We start from the raw sequence: 25,115 nt of genomic DNA on the forward strand, positions 1-25,115 counted from the left end.
CGCCCCGCTGCCGTTCGTCCCAGCCCCGCGAAGATCCTGGGCGGCAACCCGCGGTGCGGCATCCGCGCCGCGTCCTGATTCGAGTGATCACGAGGTGGGTGCTCCATGTTCGAGGAGAGAGCGCGACGGCGGTCCAGGGCCGCCAGGGCGTGTTCGGCGAGCACTCACCCTGCTGCGCGTCGCCCCAGCGGCACTGTCACGGGGTTCTCCTCAGTCGACAGCCAAACCCGGGCGGGCCCCCGCTGTGCGACACTGCGGAGCTTGCGTAGCCGGGCACAGCAGGGGCGCTCCTTCGTCGGCCTTGTGCCAGCACCACTGCCCACCCGTCGCCCGCCACCACCCTCAACGGACGCCTCCGGCGCAGCCTTCCTTCCGCTCGCGACGGGCAGCGCCCACCGAACACGGCCTCGGGTCGCGACACACCCGCTGGGAGGTCGGTGATGGGCACCAGGGCACGCCGTTTGTGGCTGTTCGGGTTGGGCGCGCTTTTCCTGCTCTACCTCCTTGGGACCCTGATCCCGGCAGGGGAGTCCACGCTGGCCGCCTCGCTGGGCCAGTGGCCCACCGCGGTGGCCGCCGGGGCGGCGGGCGCGTCCCTGCTCCTCGCCTCGCGACGCTGGGCCCGGACCGGCGCGGACCGGGCAGCCCACGTGGACGGGGCCGACGGCCCAGCGGCGCTGCGCTTCCTCGGACTGGCCTCGCTGGCCTGGTGCGCGGGTGGTCTCACTCACGCCGTCACCCGGACGTTCAACGGAGCCTCGCTCTTTTCGCTCACCCTGGGTGATCTTTTCGCCCTGGCGGCTCTGCCACTCTTCGTGATCGGCTTCACGAAGTTCGCCCCCTGGCCGGGCGGGCTGCGCACCGCCATGCGGCACATCACCGACAGCTACGTGTGTGCCGCCGCGGTCTTCGCGGTCGTGTGGATCCTGCTGTTCTCCCCGCTCTACGAGGAGCTGGGCGAGGGAGCAGGGTTCCTCGGCTTCGCGCTGGTCTACCCGGTCGCCGACATCGTGGTGCTGTGCCTGCTCATCCCGCTGGTGTTCATGTCGCCGCACAGCACCCGGCGCGCGGTGCTGGTGGCGATCGGCGCGCTCATCGTCATCGCCGCCTCGGACATGGTCGGTGCGGTGACCCGCCTGACCGGGCCGCCGGTGGCGGGCGGTATCGAGCAGCCCGTGCGCTTCCTGGGATTCGCCCTGCTGGGGGCGCTGCCGTGGCTGGTGGAGCACCGGCCGGGCGCCGCCCCGCGCCGGATCACCGGCCGCGGGCTGTACCGCTTCGCCCCGGAGATCGCGGCGGTGGCCTCGGTCTTCGCGGCCACGATCGTGCTCACCGCGGCGGCGCTGCGCCTGCCCGACGTCGCCCCGGTACTGCCGCTGGCCGCGGGCACCGCGGTCCTGGTCCTGCTGCTGCGCGTGGTGGGGATGCTGGAGGAGAACTCCACGCTCGCCCGCATGGTGCGCAACCGCGAGGGGCACTTCAACGAGCTGGCCCGCAACAGCGGCGACGTCATCCTGGTGCTGGACCGCGACGGCGGCGTCTTCTACATGAGCCCGGGCACGGCCGAGGCCTTCGGCTACCGGCTGGACGACGTCCTGGCCGCCCCGGTCAGCACGCTCATCCACCCCGAGGACCTGGGCCGCACCAAGGCCGTCACGGACCTGTTCACCGAACGCTCCAGCCAGGGCGTGCACCTGCGGCTGCGGGTGCGCGCCGCGGACGGCACCTGGCGGCACACCTCCTCGACCATCTCGCTGTACGAGCAGCCGGGCGAGCCCGACCGCCTGCTGGTCACGACCAGCGACATCAGCGCCCAGGTCGCGCTTCAGGACGAGGTCGAGCACCTCACCTTCCACGACGGCGTCACCGGGCTGCCCAACCGCGCCTACCTGGAGGAGCGGGCCAGCGACGTGCTCGCGCACCGGGCGATCAGCGACGACCCCTCGGGGGAGGTCGCGGTGATCTTCCTGGACCTGGACGGGTTCACCGCGGTCAACGACTCCGCCGGGCACGTGCGCGGCGACCACATGTTGGGACAGGCCGCCCGGCGCCTGCGCGGCGAGCTGAGCACCAACGCCACCCTGGCGCGCTGGGGCGGTGACGAGTTCTCGGTGCTGGTGGAGAACGTGCCCAAAGCGCAGCGCGTGGTGGACCTGGCCGAGCGGCTGGGCCGGGTGATCGCCTCCGAACCCTTCCAGGTGGCGGACCGGGACATCGTGCTGACCGCCAGCATCGGCGTGGCCTTCGCGGACGCGGCGACGGACAGCGGCGAGCTGCTGCGCAACGCCGACGTGGCGATGACCCGGGCCAAGAAGCGCGGCGCCGGGCACGTGGAGGTCTACGCCGCCCACATGCACGACATGGTCGTGTCCCGCCTGGAACTCCAGATCCGGCTGCGCGAGGCGCTGGCGGGCGGCGAGTTCTACCTGGAGTACCAGCCGGTCGTGGACCTGGGCACGTCCCAGGTGACCGCGGTGGAGGCGCTGGTGCGCTGGAACCGCGACGGCGAGGAGGTGGGCCCGGACGCCTTCCTGGGCGCCGCCGAGGAGTCGGGCCTGATCGTGCCGCTGGGGGAGTGGATCCTCCGCGAGGCCTGCGAGAAGGTCGCCGTGTGGCGGCTCTCGGACTGGGACATCGGCCTGTCGGTGAACCTGTCCGTGAAGCAGGTGCTGTCCCCGAGGTTCGTCCGCACGGTCGAGGGTGTCCTGGCCGAGACCGGCCTGCCCGCCGAGGTCCTCACCCTCGAGGTGGACGAGGAGGTCCTGCTCGACGACGAGGGCGACGCGGTGGCGCGCCTGGGTGAGCTGCGCGAGCTGGGCGTGCGCCTGGCCATCGACGACTACGGCATGGGCTACGCGTCCCTGGCGCACCTGCGCGAGCTCAGCGTGGACGCCATCAAGATCGACCCGTCGTTCATCGCCGACCTGGGCCGCGACGACACGGTCACGCTGCTCACGCACACCATCATCCAGCTCGGCCGCGACCTGGGCGTCCAGGTGGTCGCCGAGGGCATCGAACGCCCCGAACAGCTCGAACAGCTGCGCGTGATGGGCTGCGACCACGGCCAGGGCTTCCTGGTCGCCCGCCCGATGCCCGCCGGTGGAGTGGAGTCGTTGGTGGGCGGCGAGGCCGGAGCCAACCTGTAGGCCATACCGCGTCCAAAGTGGATATAGCGGCGTTCACCTGCGAAGGCGCGGATGTAGTCGCTAATTTTTCGGCATGCCCTCTCATCAGCACGAGTTCCCCCTCGATCTGATCCGCAACGATCCCGGGTCGGTGGTCGAACTCCTCAAGGAGATCACCGGCAAGCCCTTGCCGGAGTACACCCGTGTCCGATGCGACTCGGCCGAAGCCACGAGCACAGCACTGACCCAACTGACCTCGGATTCGGTGGTGGTCTGTGAACGGCCGCCCTACCCGCACGAGAAGACGGACGGCCCGGTTTCGGTTCTGGGGATCATTGTCGAGCCCCAGAACAAGGCGGACCCCCGCAAGTACTACCGATGGCCCTCGTATGTGGCCAACACCCGGTTACGCCTGGAATGCCCGGTGGTGCTCCTGGTGCTCGCACCCACGTCGAAGTTGGCCGACCGGTTCTCCGAGCCGATCGACCTGGGGTGCGGTGAGGTCCGCCCCCTGGTTCTCGCGCTGGACACCCTCACCCCGGTCACCGACCCGAAGGTGGCGGTGGCCCGACCGGTGTTGACCGTCCTGGCCATGGCCAACAATCCGACCGAGGACGGGGCCGCGCTGAACGCCCTGCTCGAAGCCCTGAAGAGCCTCGATGCCTCGTCCACCCCGCTGTATTCTGACTATGTGCTCGCGGCCCTGGAGGCCACGGCTCCTGGAGCATTGGAGAAGTTCATGATCCTGAAGGACTACGAGTACAAGAGCGAAACGATGAGGCGTCCCTACCGTGAGGGCAGGGAGGAGGGCCGGACCGAGGGCCGGACCGAGGCCATCCTGGGAGTTCTCGAGGAGCGTGGGATCCCTGTCTCGGAGGGTGTCCGCGAACGGATCGGGGCGGCCACCGATCTGGATCTGCTGGACACCTGGGTGCGGCGGGCCGTGAGGGCGAAGAAGGCGGAGGACCTTTTCGAGGCCTAGGTCTGAGCCTGGGCCGGGATGGGGTGTTAAGTCCGGCTTACGGCCGAAGCGTCGGGCCCCTGCTACGTGTTCTGCGTTACACGCGCAAGGGGTCTTCCTGTTGTTTGTGCAGGTCAGGGCAGTGGAATTTCGCGCCGCGCGGCCGCATGGTGACATATGCGTCTCACATAGTGAGACATTATTAAGTTCTGGTTGACGGGCGAGCACTCCGTCGGCCAATGTTGTGAACGTGCAGAACAACTCCCTGATTCTCGTACTTGGTCGGCGCGCAGCCCACTGAGTTTTCTCTGCTGCGCGCCACCCCTCAACCGCCACCGGGCGGTGGGGGTTTTTTTATTGCCGAACCAGGGCCGAGAACCGGAAAACCACCATCCCCAGAGCCGCTGTACCGCTCTGGACCCTCGCTGAAGGATCTTGAGATGACCGAGCAGATGACCGGCGCCCAATCGCTGATCAGGTCGCTGGAGCACGTCGGCGTTGACACTGTCTTCGGGATTCCCGGCGGCGCCATCCTCCCCGCGTACGACCCCCTCTACGACTCGGCCAAGGTGCGCCACATCCTCATGCGTCACGAGCAGGGGGCCGGGCACGCCGCGGAGGGCTACGCCTACGCCACCGGCCGTCCCGGGGTGTGCATGGCCACCAGTGGCCCCGGGGCCACCAACCTCGTGACGCCGCTGGCCGACGCCCACATGGACTCGGTTCCGATGGTCGCCATCACCGGGCAGGTCGCCTCCCCGATGATCGGCACCGACGCCTTCCAGGAAGCCGACATCTGCGGCATCACGATGCCGATCACCAAGCACAATTTCCTGGTCAAGGACGTCCGCGACATCCCCCGGACCATCGCCGAGGCCTTCCACATCGCCTCCAGCGGCCGCCCCGGCCCGGTGCTCGTCGACATCTCCAAGGACGCCCTCCAGAACAACGCCGACTTCGTCTGGCCCGAGCGCCTGGACCTGCCCGGCTACCGCCCGGTCACCAAGCCGCACGGCAAGCAGGTCCGCGAGGCCGCCCGGATGATCGCCGACGCCAAGCGCCCGGTCCTCTACGTCGGCGGCGGCGTCCTGCGCGCCGGTGCCGCGGCTGAACTGCGCGTCCTGGCCGAACTCACCGGCGTCCCGGTCGTCACCACCCTGATGGCCCGCGGCGTCTTCCCCGACAGCCATCCGCTGTACGTGGGCATGCCCGGCATGCACGGCGACGTCGCCGCGGTCGGCTCCCTTCAGCAGGCCGACCTGATCGTCGCCCTGGGCGCCCGCTTCGACGACCGCGTCACCGGCCGGCTGGACAGCTTCGCCCCCGACGCCAAGATCGTCCACGCCGACATCGACCCGGCCGAGATCTCCAAGAACCGCCACGCGGACGTGCCCATCGTCGGCGACTGCCGCGAGGTCCTCGCCGACCTGGTCGTGGCCGTGCGCGCCGACCAGGAGAAGGGCCGCCAGGGCGACTACGGGGCCTGGTGGGACAAGCTCAACAAGCTGCGCACCACCTACCCCAAGGGCTTCGACGCCCCCGACGACGGCACCCTGTCACCGCAGGCGGTCATCCAGCGCCTGGGCCAGGTCGTCGGTCCCGAGGCCACCTACGTCGCGGGCGTGGGCCAGCACCAGATGTGGGCCGCCCAGTTCATCGACTACGAGCGCCCCGGCGCCTTCGTCAACTCGGGCGGCCTGGGCACCATGGGCTTCTCCGTCCCCGCCGCCCTGGGCGCGAAGGTCGGCGACCCCGACCGCGTGGTCTGGTCCGTGGACGGCGACGGCTGCTTCCAGATGACCAACCAGGAGCTGGCCACCTGCGCGATCGAGGGCATCCCGATCAAGGTCGCGGTGGTCAACAACGGCAACCTGGGCATGGTCCGCCAGTGGCAGACCCTGTTCTACGAGGGCCGCTACTCCAACACCGACCTGCAGACCTCGCCGCTGGACGAGAAGGTCCGCATCCCGGACTTCGTCCGCCTCTCCGAGGCCTACGGCTGCGTCGGCCTGCGGTGCGAGCGCCCCGAGGACATCGACGCCACCATCGAGAAGGCGATGTCGATCAACGACCGCCCGGTGGTCGTCGACTTCACCGTGAACCACGACGCCATGGTCTGGCCCATGGTCGGCCCCGGCGTCAGCAACGACAACATCCAGTACGCGCGCGACATGGCGCCGAACTGGGAACACCAGGACTAGGAGTAGGGCCGAACCACCATGAGCCGTCACACGCTTTCCGTTCTGGTCGAGGACACCCCGGGCATCCTGGCCCGGGCCTCCGCCCTTTTCTCCCGTCGTGGATTCAACATCGACTCACTCAGCGTCAGCACGACTGAGTACACCGGACTGTCCCGGATGACGATCGTGGTCAACTGCGACCTCCACCCCTTGGAGCAGGTGACCAAACAGCTCAACAAGCTGATCAACGTCGTCAAGATCGTGGAGATGGACACCACCGCGTCGGTGCAGCGCGAGCTGCTCCTGGTCAAGGTCAAGGCCGACGCGTCGAGCCGCACCCATGTGCTTCAGACGGCCGAGCTCTTCCGCGCGCACGTCGTGGACGTCAGCCCGGACGTCGTCGTCATCGAGGCCACCGGCGACCCCGAGAAGCTCGATGCCCTGGTCAAGAACCTGGAACCCTTCGGGATCCGGGAACTGGTGAAGTCAGGGCTGGTCGCCCTGGGGCGGGGACCCCGTTCGATCACCGACCGCTCCCTGCGGGCGGTCGACCGCAGCGTCAGCGCCTAGACGTCACTGCCTGAGGCTCTGACGCCCGAGGTTCCGCCGAAGAACGGCACCGAGGCGAACCCGAACTGAGAGGCTGTCCGGACACGGCCGGACGGCCTCACCCCCCGCCCCCAAAGAACATGAGAAACAAGGAGTAACCCCAAGTGGCAGCACAGATGTACTACGACGACGCCGCCGACCTCGCGCTCATCCAGAGCAAGAAGGTCGCCGTGATCGGTTACGGCAGCCAGGGCCACGCGCACGCGCTGTCGCTGCGGGACTCGGGTGTGGACGTGCGGATCGGTCTGGCCGAGGGCTCCAAGAGCCGTGCCAAGGCCGAAGAGGAGGGCCTGCGCGTCCTCACCCCCGCCGAGGCCACCCGCGAGGCCGACGTGGTCATGATCCTGGTCCCCGACCACATCCACCGCGACCTGTACGCCCAGGAGATCGCGCCCAACCTGGAGGCTGGCAACGCCCTCTTCTTCGGGCACGGCTTCAGCATCCGCTACGGCTTCATCAAGGCCCCCGAGGGCGTCGACGTCGCCATGGTCGCCCCCAAGGGCCCGGGCCACCTCGTCCGCCGCCAGTACGAGGCCGGGCGCGGCGTGCCCTGCCTGGTCGCGGTCGAGAAGGACGCCAGCGGGCAGGCCTGGGACCTGGCCCTGTCGTGGGCCAAGGGCATCGGCGGCACCAAGGCCGGCGTCATCAAGACCACCTTCACCGAGGAGACCGAGACCGACCTGTTCGGCGAGCAGGCCGTTCTGTGCGGTGGCACCGAGGAGCTGGTCAAGGCCGGTTTCGCCACCCTGGTCGAGGCCGGTTACCAGCCCGAGATCGCCTACTTCGAGTGCCTGCACGAGCTCAAGCTGATCGTCGACCTCATGTACGAGGGCGGCATCTCCAAGATGAACTGGTCCGTCTCGGACAACGCCGAGTACGGCGGCTACACCCGCGGCCCGCGCCTGATCACCGAGCAGACCCGCGAGGAGATGCGCAAGATCCTCGGCGAGATCCAGGACGGCTCCTACGCCAAGGAGCTCATGGACGAGTTCGACAACGGGCAGCCGACCTTCACCAAGCGCCGCGAGGCCGAGCAGAGCGAGCAGATCGAGAAGGTGGGCGCCGAACTGCGTCCGCTGATGAGCTGGCTGAAGGCCTGACCTCAGCTCTCGTTCTCTGAATTTCACCACCGGGGCGGGGCGTGTGCTCCGCCCCGGTGGCGTGTGCGGGGAGGGCTCTCTCCGGGTGACCTGTGAGGGTGACTCTTCTTTCGTCGGCGGTGTACCCATCCGCCCGACGGGCTTCCCTACCCCGCTAGTAGACTTTGGACCGGCCGTCACACCCGATCCGGGCAGCGCCTCCACCTGCGCGGTCGGGTCGCACCACCCGAAAAGGAACCGTTGTGACCAAACCCGTCGTACTCGTCGCGGAAAAGCTCTCGCCCGCCGGAATCGCGCTCCTCGAAGAGGACTTCGAAGTGCGCCATGTGGACGGTGCAGACCGGTCCCAGCTGCTTCCGGCCCTGGCGGACGTCGACGCCCTGATCGTGCGCAGCGCCACCCAGTTCGACGCCGAGGCCGTCGCCGCGTCGGGCCGCCTCCAGGTCGTCGCCCGCGCGGGTGTGGGCCTGGACAACGTGGACGTGGACGCCGCCACCAAGGCCGGTGTCCTGGTGGTCAACGCCCCTACCTCCAACATCATCAGCGCCGCCGAGCAGGCCATCAACCTCCTCCTGGCCAGCGCGCGCAACACCGCCCCCGCGCACAACGCCCTCATCAACGGTGAGTGGAAGCGGTCCAAGTACACGGGTGTGGAGCTCTACGAGAAGGTCGTCGGCGTGGTCGGCCTCGGCCGGATCGGCGCCCTGGTCGCCCAGCGCCTGCTGGCCTTCGGCACCAAGGTCATCGCCTACGACCCCTTCGTGCAGCCCGCGCGCGCCGCCCAGATCGGCGTGGAGATGACCACCCTGGACGACCTGCTCGAGCGCAGCGACTTCATCACCATCCACCTGCCTAAGAACAAGGACACGGTGGGCCTGATCGGTGACGAGGCGCTGAGCAAGGTCAAGCCCTCGGTGCGCGTCATCAACGCCGCGCGGGGCGGCATCCTCGACGAGGACGCCCTCTACCGGGCGCTCAAGGACGGCCGGGTCGCCGGTGCGGGCATCGACGTGTTCGCCAAGGAGCCCACCACGGACAGCCCGCTGTTCGAGTTCGAGAACGTCGTCGTGGCCCCGCACCTGGGTGCGAGCACCGCGGAGGCGCAGGAGAAGGCGGGCACGCAGGTGGCCCGCTCGGTGAAGCTGGCCCTGTCGGGCGAGTTCGTTCCGGACGCGGTGAACGTGCAGGGCACCGGGGTCGCGGAGGAGATCAAGCCGGGGCTGCCGCTCACCGAGAAGCTCGGCCGCGTGTTCACCTCGCTGGCCGGGGCGCTCGCAGCCCGGATCGACGTCGAGGTGCGCGGCGAGATCGCCCAGCACGACGTCAAGGTCCTGGAGCTGGCCGCCCTCAAGGGTGTGTTCACCGACGTGGTCGAGGACACCGTGACCTTCGTGAACGCGCCGCTGCTCGCCAAGGAGCGCGGGGTCGAGGTCAACCTTGTCACCAGCGACGACAGCACCGACTGGCGCAACCTGATCTCGGTGCGCGGTGTGCTGGCCGACGGCACCCGCGTGTCGGTCTCGGGCACGCTGACCGGGCCCCGCCAGTTCGAGAAGCTGGTGGAGATCAACAACTACTCGATGGAGATCGGCCTCGACGAGCACATGGTGTTCCTCTCCTACGAGGACCGCCCGGGCATCGTCGGCAAGGTCGGCGCGCTCCTGGGTGACGCCCAGGTCAACATCGCCGGCATGCAGGTCATCCGGGACCAGGAGGGCGGCAAGGCACTGATCGCCCTGACCGTGGACTCCGCGGTTCCGGAAGAGATCCTGGCCTCGATCTCGGCGGAGATCGACGCCGAGATCACCCGCCAGATCGACCTGGAGGACTAGTTCCCCGGATCGGCCGGAGCAGGGCCGTCCCTCCCGAATCCCCTACGGGATTTCTGGGCGGGGCGGCCCTTCTGCTGTGGCATGAGGGTCCCAAAATATGTCCCTATGGGAATTCTTGCACCATAGCTGCCGCAATTCTTGGAATGTGCTTCAGGAGTTGGTAAACATCGCGAGACACGCGGTGTACTGGACCGTCGCCGCCTCGGGGGCGGTGGAACCCTGTCCGCAAGCCGATCGCGGGCACTCCTTTCGTGCGGGTCGGCTTTCGGAAGCGATCATTATTTCCGCGTGAATGGGGTTGGAATTGCGAGTTCTGCGTCGGCGTCTGGTCCTCTTGTTCTCGTCTTCGGTGCTCGCCGTGTCCGGGGCGCACGGATTTCTGCTCTTCCACGGGCTGATCGACATCTGGTCAGCCGTGCAGGTCACCGCCCTGGTCGCGCTCTGCGGTCTGGTAGTGCTCCTCCTGATTCAGGTGCGGCGCACCGCGGTCCAGATCAGGCAGCTGCGCCGCGGCCTCGACCGGCAGGCGCGGGAGGTCGCCGAGATCGCCGGGGAGAACCGGGCCGAGCTGTTCGGCCGGGCCGACGCTCTGGCCGAGCAGCTGGGTACGGTGGCCGAGTCCGTGGCCGAACTGCGCGAGCAGAGCCGCGGCCGGGTGTCCGACGCTCAGGTGTTCGGGGGCGCGTCGGTGCCCGCCCGGGCAGCTTCGTGATGGAGGGGGCCCTGTCGGACGTCCTTCGCCCCCGTGGCGCGGGACGTCTGCTGGTCACCCACATCGGTGCCCGGGCGGCCGAGGGACTCGACCGCCGCCGACTCGGTCCCGGCACCGAGGTCCTCGACCTTCGTCAGGCCGCTGAACGCCCCTGCGATGACCCCTTCGACCATGTGCTGGTCGTCGCGGCGACCACGGCCGACCTGCGAACCGCCGTCCGCCTGGCTGACGCTCTCCCGTCGGCGGCCAACGTCGTGATCGTGGTCAAGGCGTCCGCGCCGCACTTCGATCCGCCGTTGCCGACGCCGCCCGGTCTGGGTCAGTGGCAGGGGCTCCTCGACGCCAGGGTGCGCCGCCTGCCGGACCAGGGCTGGTCATGCGCGCTCTCCTTCACCGACCCGGTGGAGGTCGCACTCGTGCTGGCGGCGGTCGCCCGCGCCGTAGTGGGAGGCCGTCGCGGGCCGACCGAACCCCTGCCGGACGGCACGGGCTGGGCGGTTGCCGCACGCTCCTGGGAGGTACTGGGGCGACCCGGTGCGCTGATCGACAACGGAACGGGCCCCCTGGCCGGCCTGTCCGTGGCTGAGGTGCCTGGTGTGGATGAGCGGGTGGTGAATCCGATGGGGTTCACGCGGGTGTCGAAGGCTGGGGTGGGGCGGTTGGTCTCGCGTGATGGTCGGTGGGTGTTGGCCGCTGGGGGTGGGACGCGGTGGCGGGTGCCTGATGACGGTGCGGTGACTGATGTGGATGTGGCGGGTCTGCGTGATCTGCGTGCGGTGCGGGTGGAGTGGGGGCGTCACAGCGGTCCGGTGGCGGCGGTGCGGGTGGTGGCCGCTCTCGCCGCGGCCGGGGTTCCGCTCGTCAGCGATCGACCGCCGTTGTGGGCCCGGAGTCTGGGAGATGAACTCCACGATCTGCTCACCGGCACGAACAGGGAGGAACTGGAGGACGCGCAGTTGCGTGAGGAGCACAGTGTCCGGTTGCGGCGGGCGGCTCTGCGGTTGCACGGGTCGTTTGCGCGCGGGCGGGGTGCTTTGGCTGATCCGTCGGTGTCGGTGGTGTTGTGTACGCGGCGGCCGGAGATGGTGGGTTTCGCTCTGCGGCAGGTGGCGCGTCAGCGGGGTGTGGAGGTGGAGGTCGTGCTGGCGTTGCACGGTTTCGACACGGACGCGCCGGGGGTGGCAGGTGCGATCAGGGAATTCCGTGCGGGTGGTGGGCGCCTGGTGGTGTGGCGGCCGGACGCGGACATGGTGTTCGGTTCGGTGTTGAACGGGGCGATCGGGCGGGCGAGCGGTTTTCTGGTCGCGAAGATGGACGATGACGACTGGTACGGGCCGGAGCACTTGTCGGATCTGGTGCTGGCCCGCCGCTACTCCGGCGCCGACCTGGTGGGTTGCGCGACCGAGTACCACTATCTGGAACAACTGGACGTCACCGTGCGGCGGTTCGTGCCCTCGGAGCGTTTCGCCAGACACGTCACCGGAGCTGGGCTGATGACCGACCGCTCGCTTCTGGAGGAGGTGGGCGGCTTTCGACCGCTGGGTCTGGGGGAGGACGGCGCGCTGTTGGAGGACGCACGGAGCGTCGGCGGTTCCATCTACCGCTCACACGGCCTGGGATGCCTCATCCGGCGTAGGAGAAAGGGCCATACCTGGCAGGAAGCCCCCGGCTACTTCCTGAAGGATCCCCAGCAGCAGTGGTCAGGATGGCGGCCCAGCGCACTTCTGGAATCCGATCCCAAGGACGAGCCGACCTCCCGGCCTGCTCGGACGACGTACAGGAGCCAACAATGACCCTTGTCCAAGGTGGTCCGCGCGAAGAGCGCGCGGTCGCCGATACCGGTCCGCGTCCGTTGATCCGGTGTAACGACTATTCGGTGTTGGAGCCGCCGCCGTTGGGTGGTTGGGATCCGGTGCTGTCGGTGAGTGTGGTGGTTCCGGCGTATGGCGGTCAGGAGAAGTTGGACCTGACGTTGGCGTCGTTGGCGGCGCAGAGTTATCCGGTTCACCTGATGGAGGTCGTGGTGGTGGATGACGGTAGTGAGCCTGCGTTGGTGCTCCCGCCGATCCGCCCCGAGAACACGCGGATCGTACCGAGTCTGCCAGGCGGCTGGGCCCGCGGGCACGCGGTGCGCTCCGGAGCGGCAGCGTCGGACGCGGACGCTCTGCTCTTCCTCGACGCCGACATGATCGTCTTCCGGGAGCACGTGGAGGCACAGCTGCGCTGGCACCACCTGGCCGACTACCTCGCAGTCACCGGGCATCTGCGTTGCGTCGACTACACACCGGGTTCCCTGACCCCGGCCCAGGTCAGGGGGGCGGTGGAACGGGGGGAACCGCAGACCCTGGTCGAGGGTCCGGGTGAGGAGCTCGAGTGGCTGGGCAGGGCCTACAAGCGGACGGGGAATCTGAGAACCGGCGGACACACAGCGTTCCGGCACTTTATCGGGGCCACCGGCTCGGTGCGCCGCGCGTTCTTCGAGGAGTCCGGCGGGGCGGCCTCCGAACTCGTCCTGGGCGAGGACACCCACCTCGGATACCGCTTCGCCCAGCACGGCGCCGTGTTCGTCCCCGAACTGGACACCAGCAGCTGGCATCTGGGCCGTCCGCAGATGGAGACCCGCAAAGAAGACGGCGCCCGCTTCCGGTACCCGTTCGTCGGTAACCGCCTCCCCCTGGTCGGTGACAACCGCAAACGCGTCGGTCGGCAGTGGCAGGTGCCCCGGGTCGACGCGGTGGTCGACACGGTCGGCCGCGGCTTCGAAGAGGTGGCGCAGACGGTGGACGCCCTGTTGGGCGGGGACACCGCCGACATCCGTATCCGGTTGGTGGGGGAGTGGGGTCGGGTCACGCCGGGGCGGCACGGCACGATCGACGATCCGGCGGTGGACGTGCGGTTGGTGCACGAGAACTACCGGTGCGAGCCCCGGGTGGAGTTCGTCGAGTCCGAACCGGCCCCTGACCCGGACGTGCCCTTCCGGCTACGGGTGGGTCCCGGACAACCGCTGGCCCGGCACGCGGTGGAACACATGGTCAAACAGGCGGATGCGGCGGGGGCGGGACTGCTGCGAGCCACCGCCCCCGGAGACGACCTCGGCGGCCCCCGGCTGGAGCGCACCGCGGCCTTCGCCCGCGCGCGTCGGCTGGGGGCGGGGGAGCACGAGCTCGACACCATGGTGGACGAGCTCTTCGGCACCCACTGGCTCGACGGCCAGAGCCAGCTCTTCACACCGCGGGACCCGGTACCGGAGACCCCGTCTGACTGGAGGGAACAGCTGGAGCGGGCGGGTGCCCGGGTCGAGGCGCAGAAGGTTCGAGTGGAGCGGCTCAAGCACCGGTTCCACTGGTTGACCAGGAGCCGGACCGGACGGTTCCTGTGCCGGATCATTGGTTGAGGACGGGGCAGCGCATGGTGATCGGTGACGCAGCGGTACGGGGTACGGGGGCTGCCGGTGCCGGGTTGAGGGGATGCGGTCCGCGTCCGTTGATTCGGTGTAACGACTATTCGGTGTTGGAGCCGCCGCCGTTGGGTGGTTGGGATCCGGTGCTGTCGGTGAGTGTGGTGGTTCCGGCGTATGGCGGTCAGGAGAAGTTGGACCTGACGTTGGCGTCGTTGGCGGCGCAGAGTTATCCGGTTCACCTGATGGAGGTCGTGGTGGTGGATGACGGTAGTGAGCCTGCGTTGGTGCTCCCGCCGATCCGCCCCGAGAACACGCGCCTGGTCACCGCCCCCGCACACGGATGGGGCCCCGCACACGCGGTTCAGGCCGGGGTGGAGGCCACGGAGGCGCCCGTCGTCATGAGGTTGGACGCCGACATGGTCGCCGACCGCGAGCACGTGGAGGCGCACCTGCGCTGGCACCACCTGGCCGACTACCTCGCCGTCATGGGCAGGGTCGTCTTCACGGACGCTCCGGACACCGGGCTCACCGCCACCCGGACGCGCGAACGGGTGGAGGACGGTTCGGCTGCGGACTTCCTGGGGCCGGGGAACACCATGGAGTGGGTGTCCGAGGTGTTGGAGTCCACTGACGGTCTCCGTACGGCGGGGCACCGGGCCTGGGAGGTCTTCACCGGGGCCACGGCCTCTGTGCGGCGTGAGCTTTTCGAGAGCGCCGGAGGGATGGATCCGGCGATGGCAATGGGAGAGGACAGCGAACTCGGGTACCGGTTGTCCCAGCGGGGCGCGGTGTTCGTTCCGGAGCCCGTTGCGGTCGGATGGCACCTGGGATGTCCGACCACGGAGCGGCGAGGGGCCGCGGCGGTCCGTTTCGGCCGCCCGTACAAGGAGAACCGGATCCCCCGTCAGGGGAGCCGTAGGGATTCGCCCCGGCGGACCTGGCAGGTGCCGTTCGTCGACGTGGTGGTCGACACGGTCGGCCGCAGGTTCGACGACGTCTCGGAGACGGTGGACGCCCTGTTGGGCGGGGACACCGCCGACATCCGTATCCGGTTGGTGGGGGAGTGGGGTCGGGTCACGCCGGGGCGGCACGGCACGATCGACGATCCGGCGGTGGACGTGCGGTTGGTGCACGAGAACTACCGGTGCGAGCCCCGGGTGGAGTTCGTCGAGTCCGAACCGGCCCCTGACCCGGACGTGCCCTTCCGGCTGATGGTCTCTCCGGGTTCCCTCTCGCGCCCGGGCGCGGTGCGTGCCCTGACCGGGGCCGCCGACAGGGAGGGCGCCGGTCTCGTCCTGCTCCGGAGCACGGGCCGCGGCCGGGGTGAGGCGCTGCGGCTGGAGCGCACTGCCGCCTTCGCCCGAGCCCGTCACCTGGGTGTGAGCGCGGGGGAGCGGGACGCTTTGGTCGCACAGCTGTGGGGGCTGCACCTGGTGGACCGGGAGGAGGTCCTGATCGCGGACGGGGAGCCGGGTGAGCGGCCTCCGAAGGACTGGCACAAGAAGATGCTCAAGGCGGAGCGGAACGAGGAGCGGTGGCGGGCGGAGGCCGAGCGGTGGGAGCGCCGGATCCGGGCGTTGACCGGAGGGCGGCTGTCCCGGCTGTTGCTCGCCGTGCGGCGGGGGTGAGCGGCGACCGGACGGGACCCGTGCCGCGAGGGCCGCTCCGGCGCTGTCGGTGGGTTCGGCGCGCCACGTCGCGGAGGCGTGGCGCTTATGTCATGTTTTGTCGGTGATCTATTGATTTCTTGATAATCACTTGACCTGCGATGACGCAAAATTGTCTCACAATGTGAGAATCGCTGGTCATATAGTTGGACCTCCGATATTCTGACGTCCTAGGAGTCAGTGGCGTCGGCTTCATCGCCGGATGCCGCGGTCCCCCGCTGCGCTCGCCCCCACCGGGGCCCGCGCCGGCGGTTCCGGCAGTCGATCCCGCCGGGCGAAGCTCCTGTCCCCTTTTCGTGGACAACGCCGCCCACGTTGCGCGCCCGTGAGGGTTGGTTCGGCCCTGATCGCCGCCCGATCCCGGACGCACGTCACCGTCGAACGCTGACGGCGGAGCCGTACGCTCCCGGCGTCACGCAGAGCATCCGATCGCATCCGGAGGATCACATGTACGACATGATCGAGTACCCGTCCACGCCCGACACCGACGACGAGATCGCCCGTGCCCTGCAGGACGCCATCAACCGTCGTGACTGAGTGCCGCGCCTGGTGAGGCCCGCGCCGCGTATTGGCCGGTGTTTGCGGGCGGGCGGCTGTGCCGGTCCTTCGGGCCGGTACAGTTGTCTCATCTACTGTTCATATCGTCTCGCTATGTGAGAATTCCATGGCGGGTCACGTCTGAGTTAGAGGCAGTCCTATGGCAGCTCGCACCGTGAAACTGGCCGTCATCCCGGGTGACGGGATCGGCTCCGAGGTGGTCGCCGAAGGTCTCAAGGTCCTGGGCGTCGCGGCAGCCCAGTTCGACCTGGCCGTCGACACCACCGAGTACGAGCTGGGCGCCAAGCTCTGGCACCGCACCGGTGAGACGCTGCCCGACTCCGTCGCCGCCGAACTGCGCGAGCACGACGCCATCTACCTGGGCGCCGTCGGCGACCCCTCCGTCCCCAGCGGGGTCCTGGAGCGCGGCCTGCTGCTGCGCCTGCGCTTCGACTTCGACCACTACGTCAACCTGCGCCCCGTGCGCCTGTACCCCGGCGTGGAGAGCCCCCTGGCGGGCGTGGGCCCCGAGGACATCGACATGCTGGTCGTGCGCGAGGGCACCGAGGGCCCCTACGCGGGCGCGGGCGGCGTGCTGCGCAAGGGCACCCCGCACGAGATCGCCACCCAGGACAGCGTGAACACCCGCTTCGGCGTCGAGCGCGTGGTCCGCTACGCCTTCGAGAAGGCAGCGGTCCGCCCCCGCCAGAAGCTGACCCTGGTGCACAAGGACAACGTCCTCACCTTCGCCGGCGAGCTGTGGCAGCGCACCGTCAAGGAGGTCGGCGCCGAGTACCCGCAGGTGTCCGTGGACTACTGCCACGTCGACGCCGCGGCGATGTTCTTCGTCAACCAGCCCGGCCGCTTCGACGTGGTCGTCACCGACAACCTGTTCGGCGACATCATCACCGACATCGGCGCCGCCATCACCGGCGGCATCGGCCTGGCCGCCAGCGGTAACATCAACCCGGACAACACCTTCCCCAGCATGTTCGAGCCGGTCCACGGTTCCGCGCCGGACATCGCCGGCCAGGGCAAGGCCGACCCGACCGCCACGGTGCTCTCGGCCGCGACCATGCTGGACCACCTGGGTGTGCCCGAAGCCGCGCGCCGTATCGAGGCCGCGGTCTCGGCGGACCTGAAGACCCGTGCCCAGGGCGGTGCGGTCCGGTCCACCACCCAGATCGGCGACGACCTCGCCGCGCGAGTAGCCGAGCAGGGCTGACACCACCCCCGTCGGCCCTGCCCGTTTCCGAGGCGCGGCCGACCGAGAAGCCACTGAGAAGCCACCTGTGACGACAGCGGGCGCGCCTGGAGACACTCCGGCGCGCCCGCTGCCCGTTTGGCTCCGTCTGGTTCCGCCCTGGCACCGGGTGCGCTCTTCCGACACACTAGATCCCAGGTCGGCGGCGCTGCCGACCCGTTGCACCCGAGAGGACCACCGACAACATGGACAACAACGCCACCACCACTGGCTTGACGTTCGACATCCAGCTCTCCGACCAGCGGAAGACCCCGCAGGAGCGCGAGGCACTGCTGGAGAACCCCGGGTTCGGTCAGGTGTTCACCGACCACATGGTGACCATCCGCTACACCGAGGGCAAGGGCTGGCACGACGCCAAGCTGGAGCCGTACGGTCCGCTGAGCCTGGACCCGGCCACCGCGGCCCTGCACTACGCCCAGGAGATCTTCGAAGGTCTCAAGGCCTACCGTCACCCGGACGGTTCGCTCGCCTCCTTCCGACCCGAGGCCAACGCGGCCCGCTTCAACCGCAGCGCTGCGCGGATGGCGATGCCGGACCTGCCCGAGGAACTCTTCCTCAAGTCCATCGAGCTGCTCCTCGAGCACGACGGCGAGTGGGTGCCGTCCAAGGAGTACTTCAGCCTCTACCTGCGCCCGTTCATGATCGCCACCGACGTGGGCCTGGGGGTCAACAACCCCTCGCGCAGCTACGTCTACCTGCTCATCGCCTCGCCGGTGGGCTCCTACTTCTCCGGCGGCGTCAAGCCGGTGACGGTCTGGCTGTCCAAGGACTTCACCCGCGCCGCCCCGGGCGGTACCGGCGCCGCGAAGTTCGCGGGCAACTACGCCGCGAGCTTCCTGGCCCAGGCCCAGACCGTGGAGAAGGGCTGCGACCAGGTCGTGTGGCTGGACGCCCGCGAGCACCGCTGGGTCGAGGAGATGGGCGGAATGAACCTGTGGTTCGTGTTCGGCGAGGGTGAGAACGCCCGCCTGCGCACGCCCCCGCTGACCGGCACCCTGCTGCCCGGCATCACCCGCGAGTCGCTGCTGACCCTCGCCCCGGACCTGGGCATCCCGGCCGAGGAGGAGCCGCTGTCCATCGAGGAGTGGAAGGCCGCCGCCGAGTCCGGCGAGATGACCGAGGTCTTCGCCTGCGGCACCGCCGCGGTGGTCACCCCGGTCGGCCACGTCAAGAGCGACGACGGCGAGTTCACCATCGGCGACGGCACGCCCGGCCCGGTCACCATGCGCCTGCGCGAGGAGCTGGTGGGCCTGCAGACCGGTCTGCGTGAGGACAAGCACGGCTGGATCACGCGCTTCTAGGAGCGCAGGAGCCGGGTGACCGGCAGGGGCCGCCGTCAGCACGCCCGACGGCGGCCCTTCGCCTGTCCGGGGCGCTGGCTATCCTGGTCGGGCCCGCTCCGACCCCCGCCATCCCCCTGCCCCCGAGGAGCCCAGCCGTGCCTGAACCCTCCGTTCCCTCCGCCCCCGGGAACGACGAACCCGCCGCCGCGGCGGACGGGGCGACCGCGCCTCGTACCCCCTTCTCCTGGCCCGCCCGCGCGGCCCTGGCGGTCGCCGCCGGACTGGTGGTGGGCGGTGCGGCCTTCACCGCCACCGGGGTGGCCGCTGCCCTCAACCCGCCCAGTCCGGGCCCGAGCGTGGCCGAGGACGAGGAGGGGAGTCCCCCCGAACGCCGCACCACCCCGCTGACCGGCACCGCCGACCCCGAGGACGCCCAGGTCCACCGGGAGAGCGAGGCCGATCAGGCGGGGGAGCACACCGCGGACACCCCGGAGCAGGCTCCGGGGGCACAGGGTCCTGGCGGCGCCACGATTCCCGAAACCGGCGGAGGAGCCCCGGGAACCCCGTCCGAGGGCGAACCGGGCTGGGTCGACCCGCGCAAGGAGATCCTGGAGGAGACGCTCAACACCCCGCAGGACCGCCCGCCCATGGAACCGCATATCACCCAGGAGGAGCTCGACGCCCTGCGCGAGGCAGCCGAAGCCGAGGCGGTCGTGGAGGTGCCGTAGCCCGGCCGCCCGGAGTGCCTTGGGGTGGTCCCCGGCGCCAGCTCCTGCCCCCGGCCTCCGGCGCCGTGGGCCGCCCGGAAACCTGGGGCGGCCCCTCGCTGTGCTCACGTCTCCCGCCAGTGCTTATGTCCGTTCTGAGAAACTTTCGTCTCAGTGAATGAGACACATGGACCCCGAACTGCGCCTCTCCGGGGGCCGTGTGGCACACTGGCCTCATGCTGTCCCAGGTACTCATTATTTTGGGGCGCGCTGGCTGACGACTTCCCGCGTAGACGCAGGGAAGGATCCGGACCCTGCCAGCGCGCTGACCTCTCGTGTCCACGAGGGGTCTTTTTTGTTGGTCGGGACCGCCACACACAGCATCGACCGGGAGTTCCAGTCATGAGGAACGACAGTTTCCACGTCTTCGACACCACGCTGCGCGACGGAGCCCAGCGCGAGGGGATCAACCTTCGGGTCTCCGACAAGCTGGCCATCGCGAAGCTGCTCGACGACTTCGGCGTGGCGTTCATCGAGGGCGGCTGGCCCGGGGCCAACCCCAAGGACACCGAATTCTTTCAGCGGGCTTCACAAGAGCTGACGCTGAAGCACGCGCAACTCTCCGCGTTCGGGGCGACCCGCCGGGCCGGAGTGAAGGCCGCCGACGACCCTCAGGTGGCCGCGCTGCGCGACAGCGGCGCGTCGGTCGTCACCCTTGTCGCCAAGAGTGACGACCGGCACGTCGAACGTGCCCTGCGCACGACCCTCGACGAGAACCTCGCCATGGTCGCCGACACCGTCGCCCACCTGCATGAACACGGACAGCGCGTGTTCGTGGACTGTGAGCACTTCTTCGATGGCTACCACCACAACCCCGAGTACGCGCTCGCCGTGGTGCGGGCCGCGGCCGATGCCGGGGCGGACGTGGTGGTGCTGTGCGACACCAACGGGGGCATGCTCCCCAGCGACGTCACCCGCGTGGTCGCCGAGGTGCTGGAGGCCACCGGCGCCCGCCTGGGCATCCACGCCCAGGACGACACCGGCTGCGCCGTCGCCAATACCCTGGCCGCCGTGGACGCGGGCGCCACACACGTGCAGTGCACCGCCAACGGCTACGGCGAGCGCGTGGGCAACGCCAACCTCTTCTCCGTGGTGGGCGCGCTCAACCTCAAACGGGGCATGGACGTCCTGCCCGAGGGCTGCATGGGTGAGATGACCCGGGTGGCCACCGCCATCGCCGAGCTCGTCAACCTCGCTCCCGACACCCACCAGCCCTACGTCGGGGTGTCGGCCTTCGCGCACAAGGCCGGGCTGCACGCCTCGGCCATCAAGGTCGACCCCGACCTGTACCAGCACACCGACCCCGAGCTGGTCGGCAACCGCATGCGCATGCTCGTCTCCGACATGGCCGGGCGCGCCTCCATCGAGCTCAAGGCCCAGGAGCTGGGCCTGGACCTGGCCGGGGACCGCGCCCTGTCCGGGCGGGTCGTGGAGCGGGTCAAGAGCCTGGAACTGTCCGGCTACAGCTTCGAGGCGGCCGACGCCTCCCTGGAGTTGCTGCTGCGCGAGGAGCTCGGTGCCCCGGTCCGCTACTTCGAGACCGAGTCCTGGCGGGTCATCACCGAGCGCCGCCCGGCGGTCGGGTCCAGCCCGCTGGCCAGCGACTACGAGAGCCTCAGCGAGGCCACGGTCAAGCTCGACGTGAAGGGCGAGCGCGTCATCGCCACCTCCGAGGGCAACGGACCGGTGAACGCCTTGGACCGGGCGCTGCGCAGTTCGATGGAGGGCGTCTACACCGCGCTGGCCGGGCTGGAGCTCACGGACTACAAGGTCCGCATCCTGGAGGGCTCCTCGGGTACCAACGCCATCACCCGGATCCTGGTCACCTTCAGCGACGGCAGCGAGGAGTGGACGACGGTGGGCGTGGGCCCGAACGTCGTGGACGCCTCGTGGGTGGCGCTGGAGCAGGCCATCACCTACGGGCTGCTGCGCCAGGGCTACCCGCAGGGCTGATCCCGGTTCCCAGGGCCCTGCCCGGTCATCCGCACCCGTTCGGGGTGACCCCGCGACCCCGCCGAACACACGTCTCTTGTCACCCGGCCGTCTGACCCGAAACCCGTGGTCAGGCGGCCGGATCTTACCTGGAGGTGAGACAGACCTGTCTTTGAGGCCATAGCCAGTGTGACCCCGGCCACTCGATACTGCGAACTTTGGAAGTCCGCGACGTACGAGTGGTGATAGATGCCGGCCCTAACCGATGCGCGCCCTTCCGTTGGCGTGCAGTTCGCCTTCCCGCGAACCGCAGGTCACCTGCCCCGTGAAGACTTCGGGGCGTGTCCTCAGCCACCATCCGACCGGACGGGGGGAACGGCGTGACCGCCGGCCCGGTGTCCGAACGCCGCGCCGCGTCGCCACCATCCCCCAGGTCCTCACACAAACGCGCCCGTCCGGGCCGGGACGCGCTCCTCGCATGGGGCTTCCTCGGTCCCTCCGTGGTGATCTTCGCGCTCTTCCTGGTCTATCCCCTGGGCCGCACCGTCTACCTGTCGATGCACGGCAACGACATCATCGGCCAGCCCAACCGCTTCGTCGGCCTGAGCCACTTCGCCGAGATGGCCTCGCCCGAGTTCGGCCGGATCCTGCTCACGACCCTGGTGTTCACCCTCGGGGTCGTGGTTCCCGGAGTCGTCGGCGCCCTCGTGGTGGTCCTCCTGATGGAGGGGGTCCTGCGCGGCCAGAGGTTCCTGCGCGGCGCCTTCGCGCTGCCCTTCGCGTTCTCCGTGGCCAGCGCCTCGGTCATCTTCGCTGTCTTCTACAGTCCGGGCAACAGCGTCCTCAACGGCATCCTGTACCGCATGGGCCTCGACCAGGTCCCCTGGCTGACCTCCCAGGAGATGGCCCTGTGGTCGGTCGCCCTCACCACGGTGTGGATGAACCTCGGCTACGGCGTCCTCGTGCTCGCCGCCGGAATCGGCTCGATCCCCAAGGAGGTCAACGAGGCCGCCCGTATCGACGGCGCCACCGGTCCGCGCCTGGCCTGGGACGTCACCGTCCCCATGCTCGGGCCACAGCTCTTCTTCCTGATCGTCATCTCCACGATCAACGCCCTCCAGAGCTTCGGTCAGATCCACATCCTCACCGCGGGTGGACCGGTCGGCTCCACGACCACCCTCGTCTACTCCATCTACCAGGACGCCTTCGCCTACGGCACCAGCGACTTCGGCCGGGCCAGCGCCCAGGCGCTCGTCCTGCTCGTGGTGGTCCTGGTGTGCACCCTGGTCCAGTTCGGTGTCATAGAGCGGAAGGTGCACTACTCATGAGCCGAACCTCCGCCGCGTCCGGCGTTTCGGGCTCCGCGGACACCCGCGGAGCCACCGCCGACGAACTCACCCGCACCGCGCCCCCGCGCACCCGCGCGCGCCACCGGCGCGGGATCGGATTCATCGTCGGCCGCGTCCTGCTGTACCTCGTGCTGGCCGCACTGCTCATCCCGGTGCTGTTCCCCGTGTACTACGTGTTCGTGGGGACCCTCATGGAGCCTCGCGAACTCTCCACGTTCCCGCCGCGGCTGCTGCCCACCGGTGTGCACTTCGAGAACATCCAGGGCGCGCTGGCCGCCGTCCCGCTTCTGCGCATGTACACGAACTCGCTGGTCATGGCCGGGATCATCACGGCCTGCCAGCTGTTCACCTCGGCCCTGGCCGCGTACGCGTTCGTGTTCCTGCGCTTCCGGGGCAGCGCGGTGGTCTTCGCGCTGTTCCTGTCCACGCTCATGGTCCCGGCCGAGGCGACCTTCATCCCGAACTACCTCACCCTCACCGGCTGGGGGCTCGGCAACACCTATGCCGGTCTGGTCCTGCCCTTCCTGGCCTACGCGTTCGGTACCTTCCTGCTCCGCCAGAGCTTCAAACAGTTCCCGCGCGAGCTGTACGACGCCGCGCGCATCGACGGCATGGGGCACCTCAGATTCCTGTGGACCATCCTGCTGCCGCTGAGCAAACCGGCCCTGACCGCCGTCGGCATGTACGTGTTCATCACCAGCTGGAACATGTACTTCTGGCCGCTGATCATCACCCGCAGCACCGAGATGCAGACCCTGCAGATCGGTCTGAACAGCCTCAAAGCGGGGGAGGCGGCCAACCCCGGCCTCGTCCTGGCGGGCGCGGCCCTGTCCGTCATCCCCACCCTCGCCCTCGTGGTCTTCGGGCAGCGCTTCATCGTCCGGGGCCTGACCGCGGGCGCTATCAAGTAGGGCGCGAAACACCTAGTGGAGACGAATAGCAAATGAAACGTTCCCCCCGACGTCGCGGTGCGCAGGCCGCAGCCCTGCTCACGAGCCTGGGCCTGGTCCTCGGCGCCTGCTCCGACGGCGGTGGCGGCGGTGGCGGCAGCGACCTCACCGCCCCCGGCCCGGAGGTCCTGGACGGCCTGGACGAGGCGGTCCAGGTCGAGTTCTGGCACAGCATGGACGCCACCAACGGCCAGGTGCTGGACGGGCTGATCGATGAGTTCAACGCCCAGAACGAGGGCCGGATCGAAGTGACCGGCTCCTTCCAGGGCAACTACGACGAGGCGCTGGCCAGCCACCGCGCCGCGATCCAGCAGGGCGACACCGCCGAGCTGATCATGATCTACGACCTCGGTACGCAGTTCATGATCGACTCCGCGCAGACCGTGCCCGCGCAGTCCTTCGTCGACGAGGACGACTACGACACGTCCCCGATCGAGGACGCGCTGCTCAACTACTTCACGGTCGAGGGCGAGCTGCGGTCGTTCCCCTTCAACAACTCCACCCCGCTGATGTACGTCAACCGGGACGCCTTCGAGGAGGCCGGACTCGACCCGGACTCCCCGCCCGCCGACCTCGCCGAGATCCGTGAGGCCGCCGAACAGCTCACCGTCACCGACGACGACGGCACCGTGGTCCAGTACGGCTTCGGCGCCTCCGTGTACGGCTGGTTCATCGAGCAGTTCATGGCGCGCGCCGCCACCCCCTACTGCGACAACTCCAACGGCCGCGACGGCCGCGCCACCGAGGTGCTCTTCGACGACCCGAAGATCGTGGAGCTCGTCGAGTGGTGGGAGGAGATGATCGAGGACGACCTGGCGGTGCAGATCGGCCGCAACACCGACGACGGCCAGGCCGCCTTCACCTCCGGTCGCGCCGCGATGACCCTGGAGTCCACCGGTTCCCTGGGCGGGTTCATCGAACAGTCCGACTTCGAGGTCGGCGCCGGGTACTTCCCGCTGATCAGCGCGGACGACCCGGGCGGCTCGATCATCGGCGGCGCCTCGCTGTGGATCAACGGCGAGGGGCACACCCCCGAGGAGATCCGCGGGTCCTGGGAGTTCGTCCAGTTCCTGCTGACCCCGGAGTCCCAGTCGGTCTGGCACGCGGGAACCGGATACCTGGCGGTCAACACCGAGGGCTACGACGGCCCGGAGGCCAGTGAGCGCGCCGAGGAGTTCCCGCAGTTCTCCGTGGCCGCCGACCAGCTGGCGGACTCCGAGATCAACGAGAACACCGCGGGCTGCATGATGGGCGTGATGTCCGAGGCCCGGGTCGCCGCTGAGGAGGGCTGGGAGGCCGCCCTGACCAGCGACACCTCCGCCGAGGAGGCCATGTCCAACGCGGCCGACAGCGTCTCCCGCACCATTGAGGAGTACAACGAGTCGGTCGGCGAGTAGAGCCCGACCCGATGACGTGAGGGGCCGCGGCGGGATCCATCGGATCCCCC

17 protein-coding genes are annotated in these 25,115 nt (G+C 69.3%); all 17 read left to right on the forward strand.

The genetic code is table 11. From position 1 onward, the window contains the following. Positions 1 to 440: 440 nt before the first annotated feature. The 17 genes from HNR07_RS31485 to HNR07_RS31565 all read left to right on the forward strand — a co-directional run bounded on the left by HNR07_RS31485 (position 441) and on the right by HNR07_RS31565 (position 25,065). Positions 441 to 3,146: a putative bifunctional diguanylate cyclase/phosphodiesterase gene (locus HNR07_RS31485; RefSeq protein ID WP_184369838.1), complete on the forward strand. Its 2,706-nt coding sequence runs from the start codon at positions 441 to 443 to the stop codon at positions 3,144 to 3,146. Positions 3,147 to 3,219: 73 nt separating this feature from the next. Further along, positions 3,220 to 4,107 (forward strand): hypothetical protein, encoded by an 888-nt coding sequence (locus HNR07_RS31490; RefSeq protein ID WP_184369841.1) that lies wholly within the window; start codon positions 3,220 to 3,222, stop codon positions 4,105 to 4,107. A 419-nt stretch (positions 4,108 to 4,526) separates the two neighbouring features. Continuing rightward, positions 4,527 to 6,287, forward strand: coding sequence for an acetolactate synthase large subunit (locus HNR07_RS31495; RefSeq protein WP_184369844.1), 1,761 nt, complete (start codon positions 4,527 to 4,529; stop codon positions 6,285 to 6,287). Between the two features lie 18 nt (positions 6,288 to 6,305). Further along, the gene (gene ilvN, locus HNR07_RS31500) at positions 6,306 to 6,836 is read left to right on the forward strand and encodes an acetolactate synthase small subunit (RefSeq protein WP_017580668.1); all 531 of its coding nucleotides are present in this window, start codon (positions 6,306 to 6,308) and stop codon (positions 6,834 to 6,836) included. Between the two features lie 143 nt (positions 6,837 to 6,979). Beyond that, positions 6,980 to 7,975, forward strand: a complete 996-nt coding sequence (gene ilvC / locus HNR07_RS31505; protein WP_184369847.1) for a ketol-acid reductoisomerase — start codon at positions 6,980 to 6,982, stop codon at positions 7,973 to 7,975. 242 nt (positions 7,976 to 8,217) lie between these two features. Next, a complete protein-coding gene (gene serA, locus HNR07_RS31510; RefSeq protein WP_184369850.1) occupies positions 8,218 to 9,807 on the forward strand; it encodes a phosphoglycerate dehydrogenase in 1,590 nt (529 codons plus the stop codon). 334 nt (positions 9,808 to 10,141) lie between these two features. Continuing rightward, positions 10,142 to 10,519 carry a hypothetical protein gene (locus HNR07_RS31515; protein WP_184369853.1) on the forward strand — a complete coding sequence of 126 codons (378 nt, stop codon included), beginning with the start codon at positions 10,142 to 10,144 and terminating at the stop codon, positions 10,517 to 10,519. Beyond that, positions 10,519 to 12,312 (forward strand): glycosyltransferase, encoded by a 1,794-nt coding sequence (locus HNR07_RS31520; RefSeq protein WP_221318992.1) that lies wholly within the window; start codon positions 10,519 to 10,521, stop codon positions 12,310 to 12,312. The genes HNR07_RS31515 and HNR07_RS31520 overlap by 1 nt, the downstream gene beginning before the upstream one ends. Next, positions 12,309 to 13,913 carry a glycosyltransferase family A protein gene (locus HNR07_RS31525; protein WP_184369863.1) on the forward strand — a complete coding sequence of 535 codons (1,605 nt, stop codon included), beginning with the start codon at positions 12,309 to 12,311 and terminating at the stop codon, positions 13,911 to 13,913. The genes HNR07_RS31520 and HNR07_RS31525 overlap by 4 nt, the downstream gene beginning before the upstream one ends. Positions 13,914 to 14,026: 113 nt before the next feature. Further along, complete coding sequence (locus HNR07_RS31530) at positions 14,027 to 15,547, forward strand: glycosyltransferase (RefSeq protein ID WP_312894028.1); 1,521 nt, start codon at positions 14,027 to 14,029, stop codon at positions 15,545 to 15,547. Between the two features lie 736 nt (positions 15,548 to 16,283). Beyond that, positions 16,284 to 17,348 (forward strand): 3-isopropylmalate dehydrogenase, encoded by a 1,065-nt coding sequence (locus tag HNR07_RS31535; protein WP_184369866.1) that lies wholly within the window; start codon positions 16,284 to 16,286, stop codon positions 17,346 to 17,348. A 224-nt stretch (positions 17,349 to 17,572) separates the two neighbouring features. Beyond that, positions 17,573 to 18,688, forward strand: a complete 1,116-nt coding sequence (locus tag HNR07_RS31540; protein ID WP_184369869.1) for a branched-chain amino acid aminotransferase — start codon at positions 17,573 to 17,575, stop codon at positions 18,686 to 18,688. Positions 18,689 to 18,825: 137 nt separating this feature from the next. Continuing rightward, positions 18,826 to 19,398 (forward strand): hypothetical protein, encoded by a 573-nt coding sequence (locus HNR07_RS31545; RefSeq protein WP_184369872.1) that lies wholly within the window; start codon positions 18,826 to 18,828, stop codon positions 19,396 to 19,398. 381 nt (positions 19,399 to 19,779) lie between these two features. Beyond that, positions 19,780 to 21,390: a citramalate synthase gene (gene cimA / locus HNR07_RS31550; protein ID WP_184369875.1), complete on the forward strand. Its 1,611-nt coding sequence runs from the start codon at positions 19,780 to 19,782 to the stop codon at positions 21,388 to 21,390. Between the two features lie 359 nt (positions 21,391 to 21,749). Beyond that, entirely contained in the window at positions 21,750 to 22,697 is a 948-nt protein-coding gene (locus tag HNR07_RS31555; protein ID WP_184372975.1) for a carbohydrate ABC transporter permease, read from the forward strand. After that, a complete protein-coding gene (locus HNR07_RS31560; protein WP_184369878.1) occupies positions 22,694 to 23,629 on the forward strand; it encodes a carbohydrate ABC transporter permease in 936 nt (311 codons plus the stop codon). The genes HNR07_RS31555 and HNR07_RS31560 overlap by 4 nt, the downstream gene beginning before the upstream one ends. Before the next feature lie 32 nt (positions 23,630 to 23,661). Further along, entirely contained in the window at positions 23,662 to 25,065 is a 1,404-nt protein-coding gene (locus HNR07_RS31565) for an ABC transporter substrate-binding protein (RefSeq protein WP_184369881.1), read from the forward strand. The last annotated feature ends 50 nt before the right edge of the window (positions 25,066 to 25,115 follow it).

It is taken from the genome of Nocardiopsis metallicus, assembly GCF_014201115.1.
Classification (GTDB): domain Bacteria; phylum Actinomycetota; class Actinomycetes; order Streptosporangiales; family Streptosporangiaceae; genus Nocardiopsis; species Nocardiopsis metallicus.

Bases quoted from the DNA above. Each gene is read 5' to 3' on its own strand.
- HNR07_RS31565 (WP_184369881.1), top strand. From the start codon at position 23,662: ATGAAACGTTCCCCCCGACGTCGCGGTGCGCAGGCCGCAGCCCTGCTC.
- HNR07_RS31560 (WP_184369878.1), top strand. From the start codon at position 22,694: ATGAGCCGAACCTCCGCCGCGTCCGGCGTTTCGGGCTCCGCGGACACC.
- HNR07_RS31540 (WP_184369869.1), top strand. From the start codon at position 17,573: ATGGACAACAACGCCACCACCACTGGCTTGACGTTCGACATCCAGCTC.
- ilvN (WP_017580668.1), top strand. From the start codon at position 6,306: ATGAGCCGTCACACGCTTTCCGTTCTGGTCGAGGACACCCCGGGCATC.
- HNR07_RS31525 (WP_184369863.1), top strand. From the start codon at position 12,309: ATGACCCTTGTCCAAGGTGGTCCGCGCGAAGAGCGCGCGGTCGCCGAT.
- HNR07_RS31535 (WP_184369866.1), top strand. From the start codon at position 16,284: ATGGCAGCTCGCACCGTGAAACTGGCCGTCATCCCGGGTGACGGGATC.
- HNR07_RS31520 (WP_221318992.1), top strand. From the start codon at position 10,519: ATGGAGGGGGCCCTGTCGGACGTCCTTCGCCCCCGTGGCGCGGGACGT.
- cimA (WP_184369875.1), top strand. From the start codon at position 19,780: ATGAGGAACGACAGTTTCCACGTCTTCGACACCACGCTGCGCGACGGA.
- HNR07_RS31495 (WP_184369844.1), top strand. From the start codon at position 4,527: ATGACCGAGCAGATGACCGGCGCCCAATCGCTGATCAGGTCGCTGGAG.
- HNR07_RS31485 (WP_184369838.1), top strand. From the start codon at position 441: ATGGGCACCAGGGCACGCCGTTTGTGGCTGTTCGGGTTGGGCGCGCTT.
- HNR07_RS31490 (WP_184369841.1), top strand. From the start codon at position 3,220: ATGCCCTCTCATCAGCACGAGTTCCCCCTCGATCTGATCCGCAACGAT.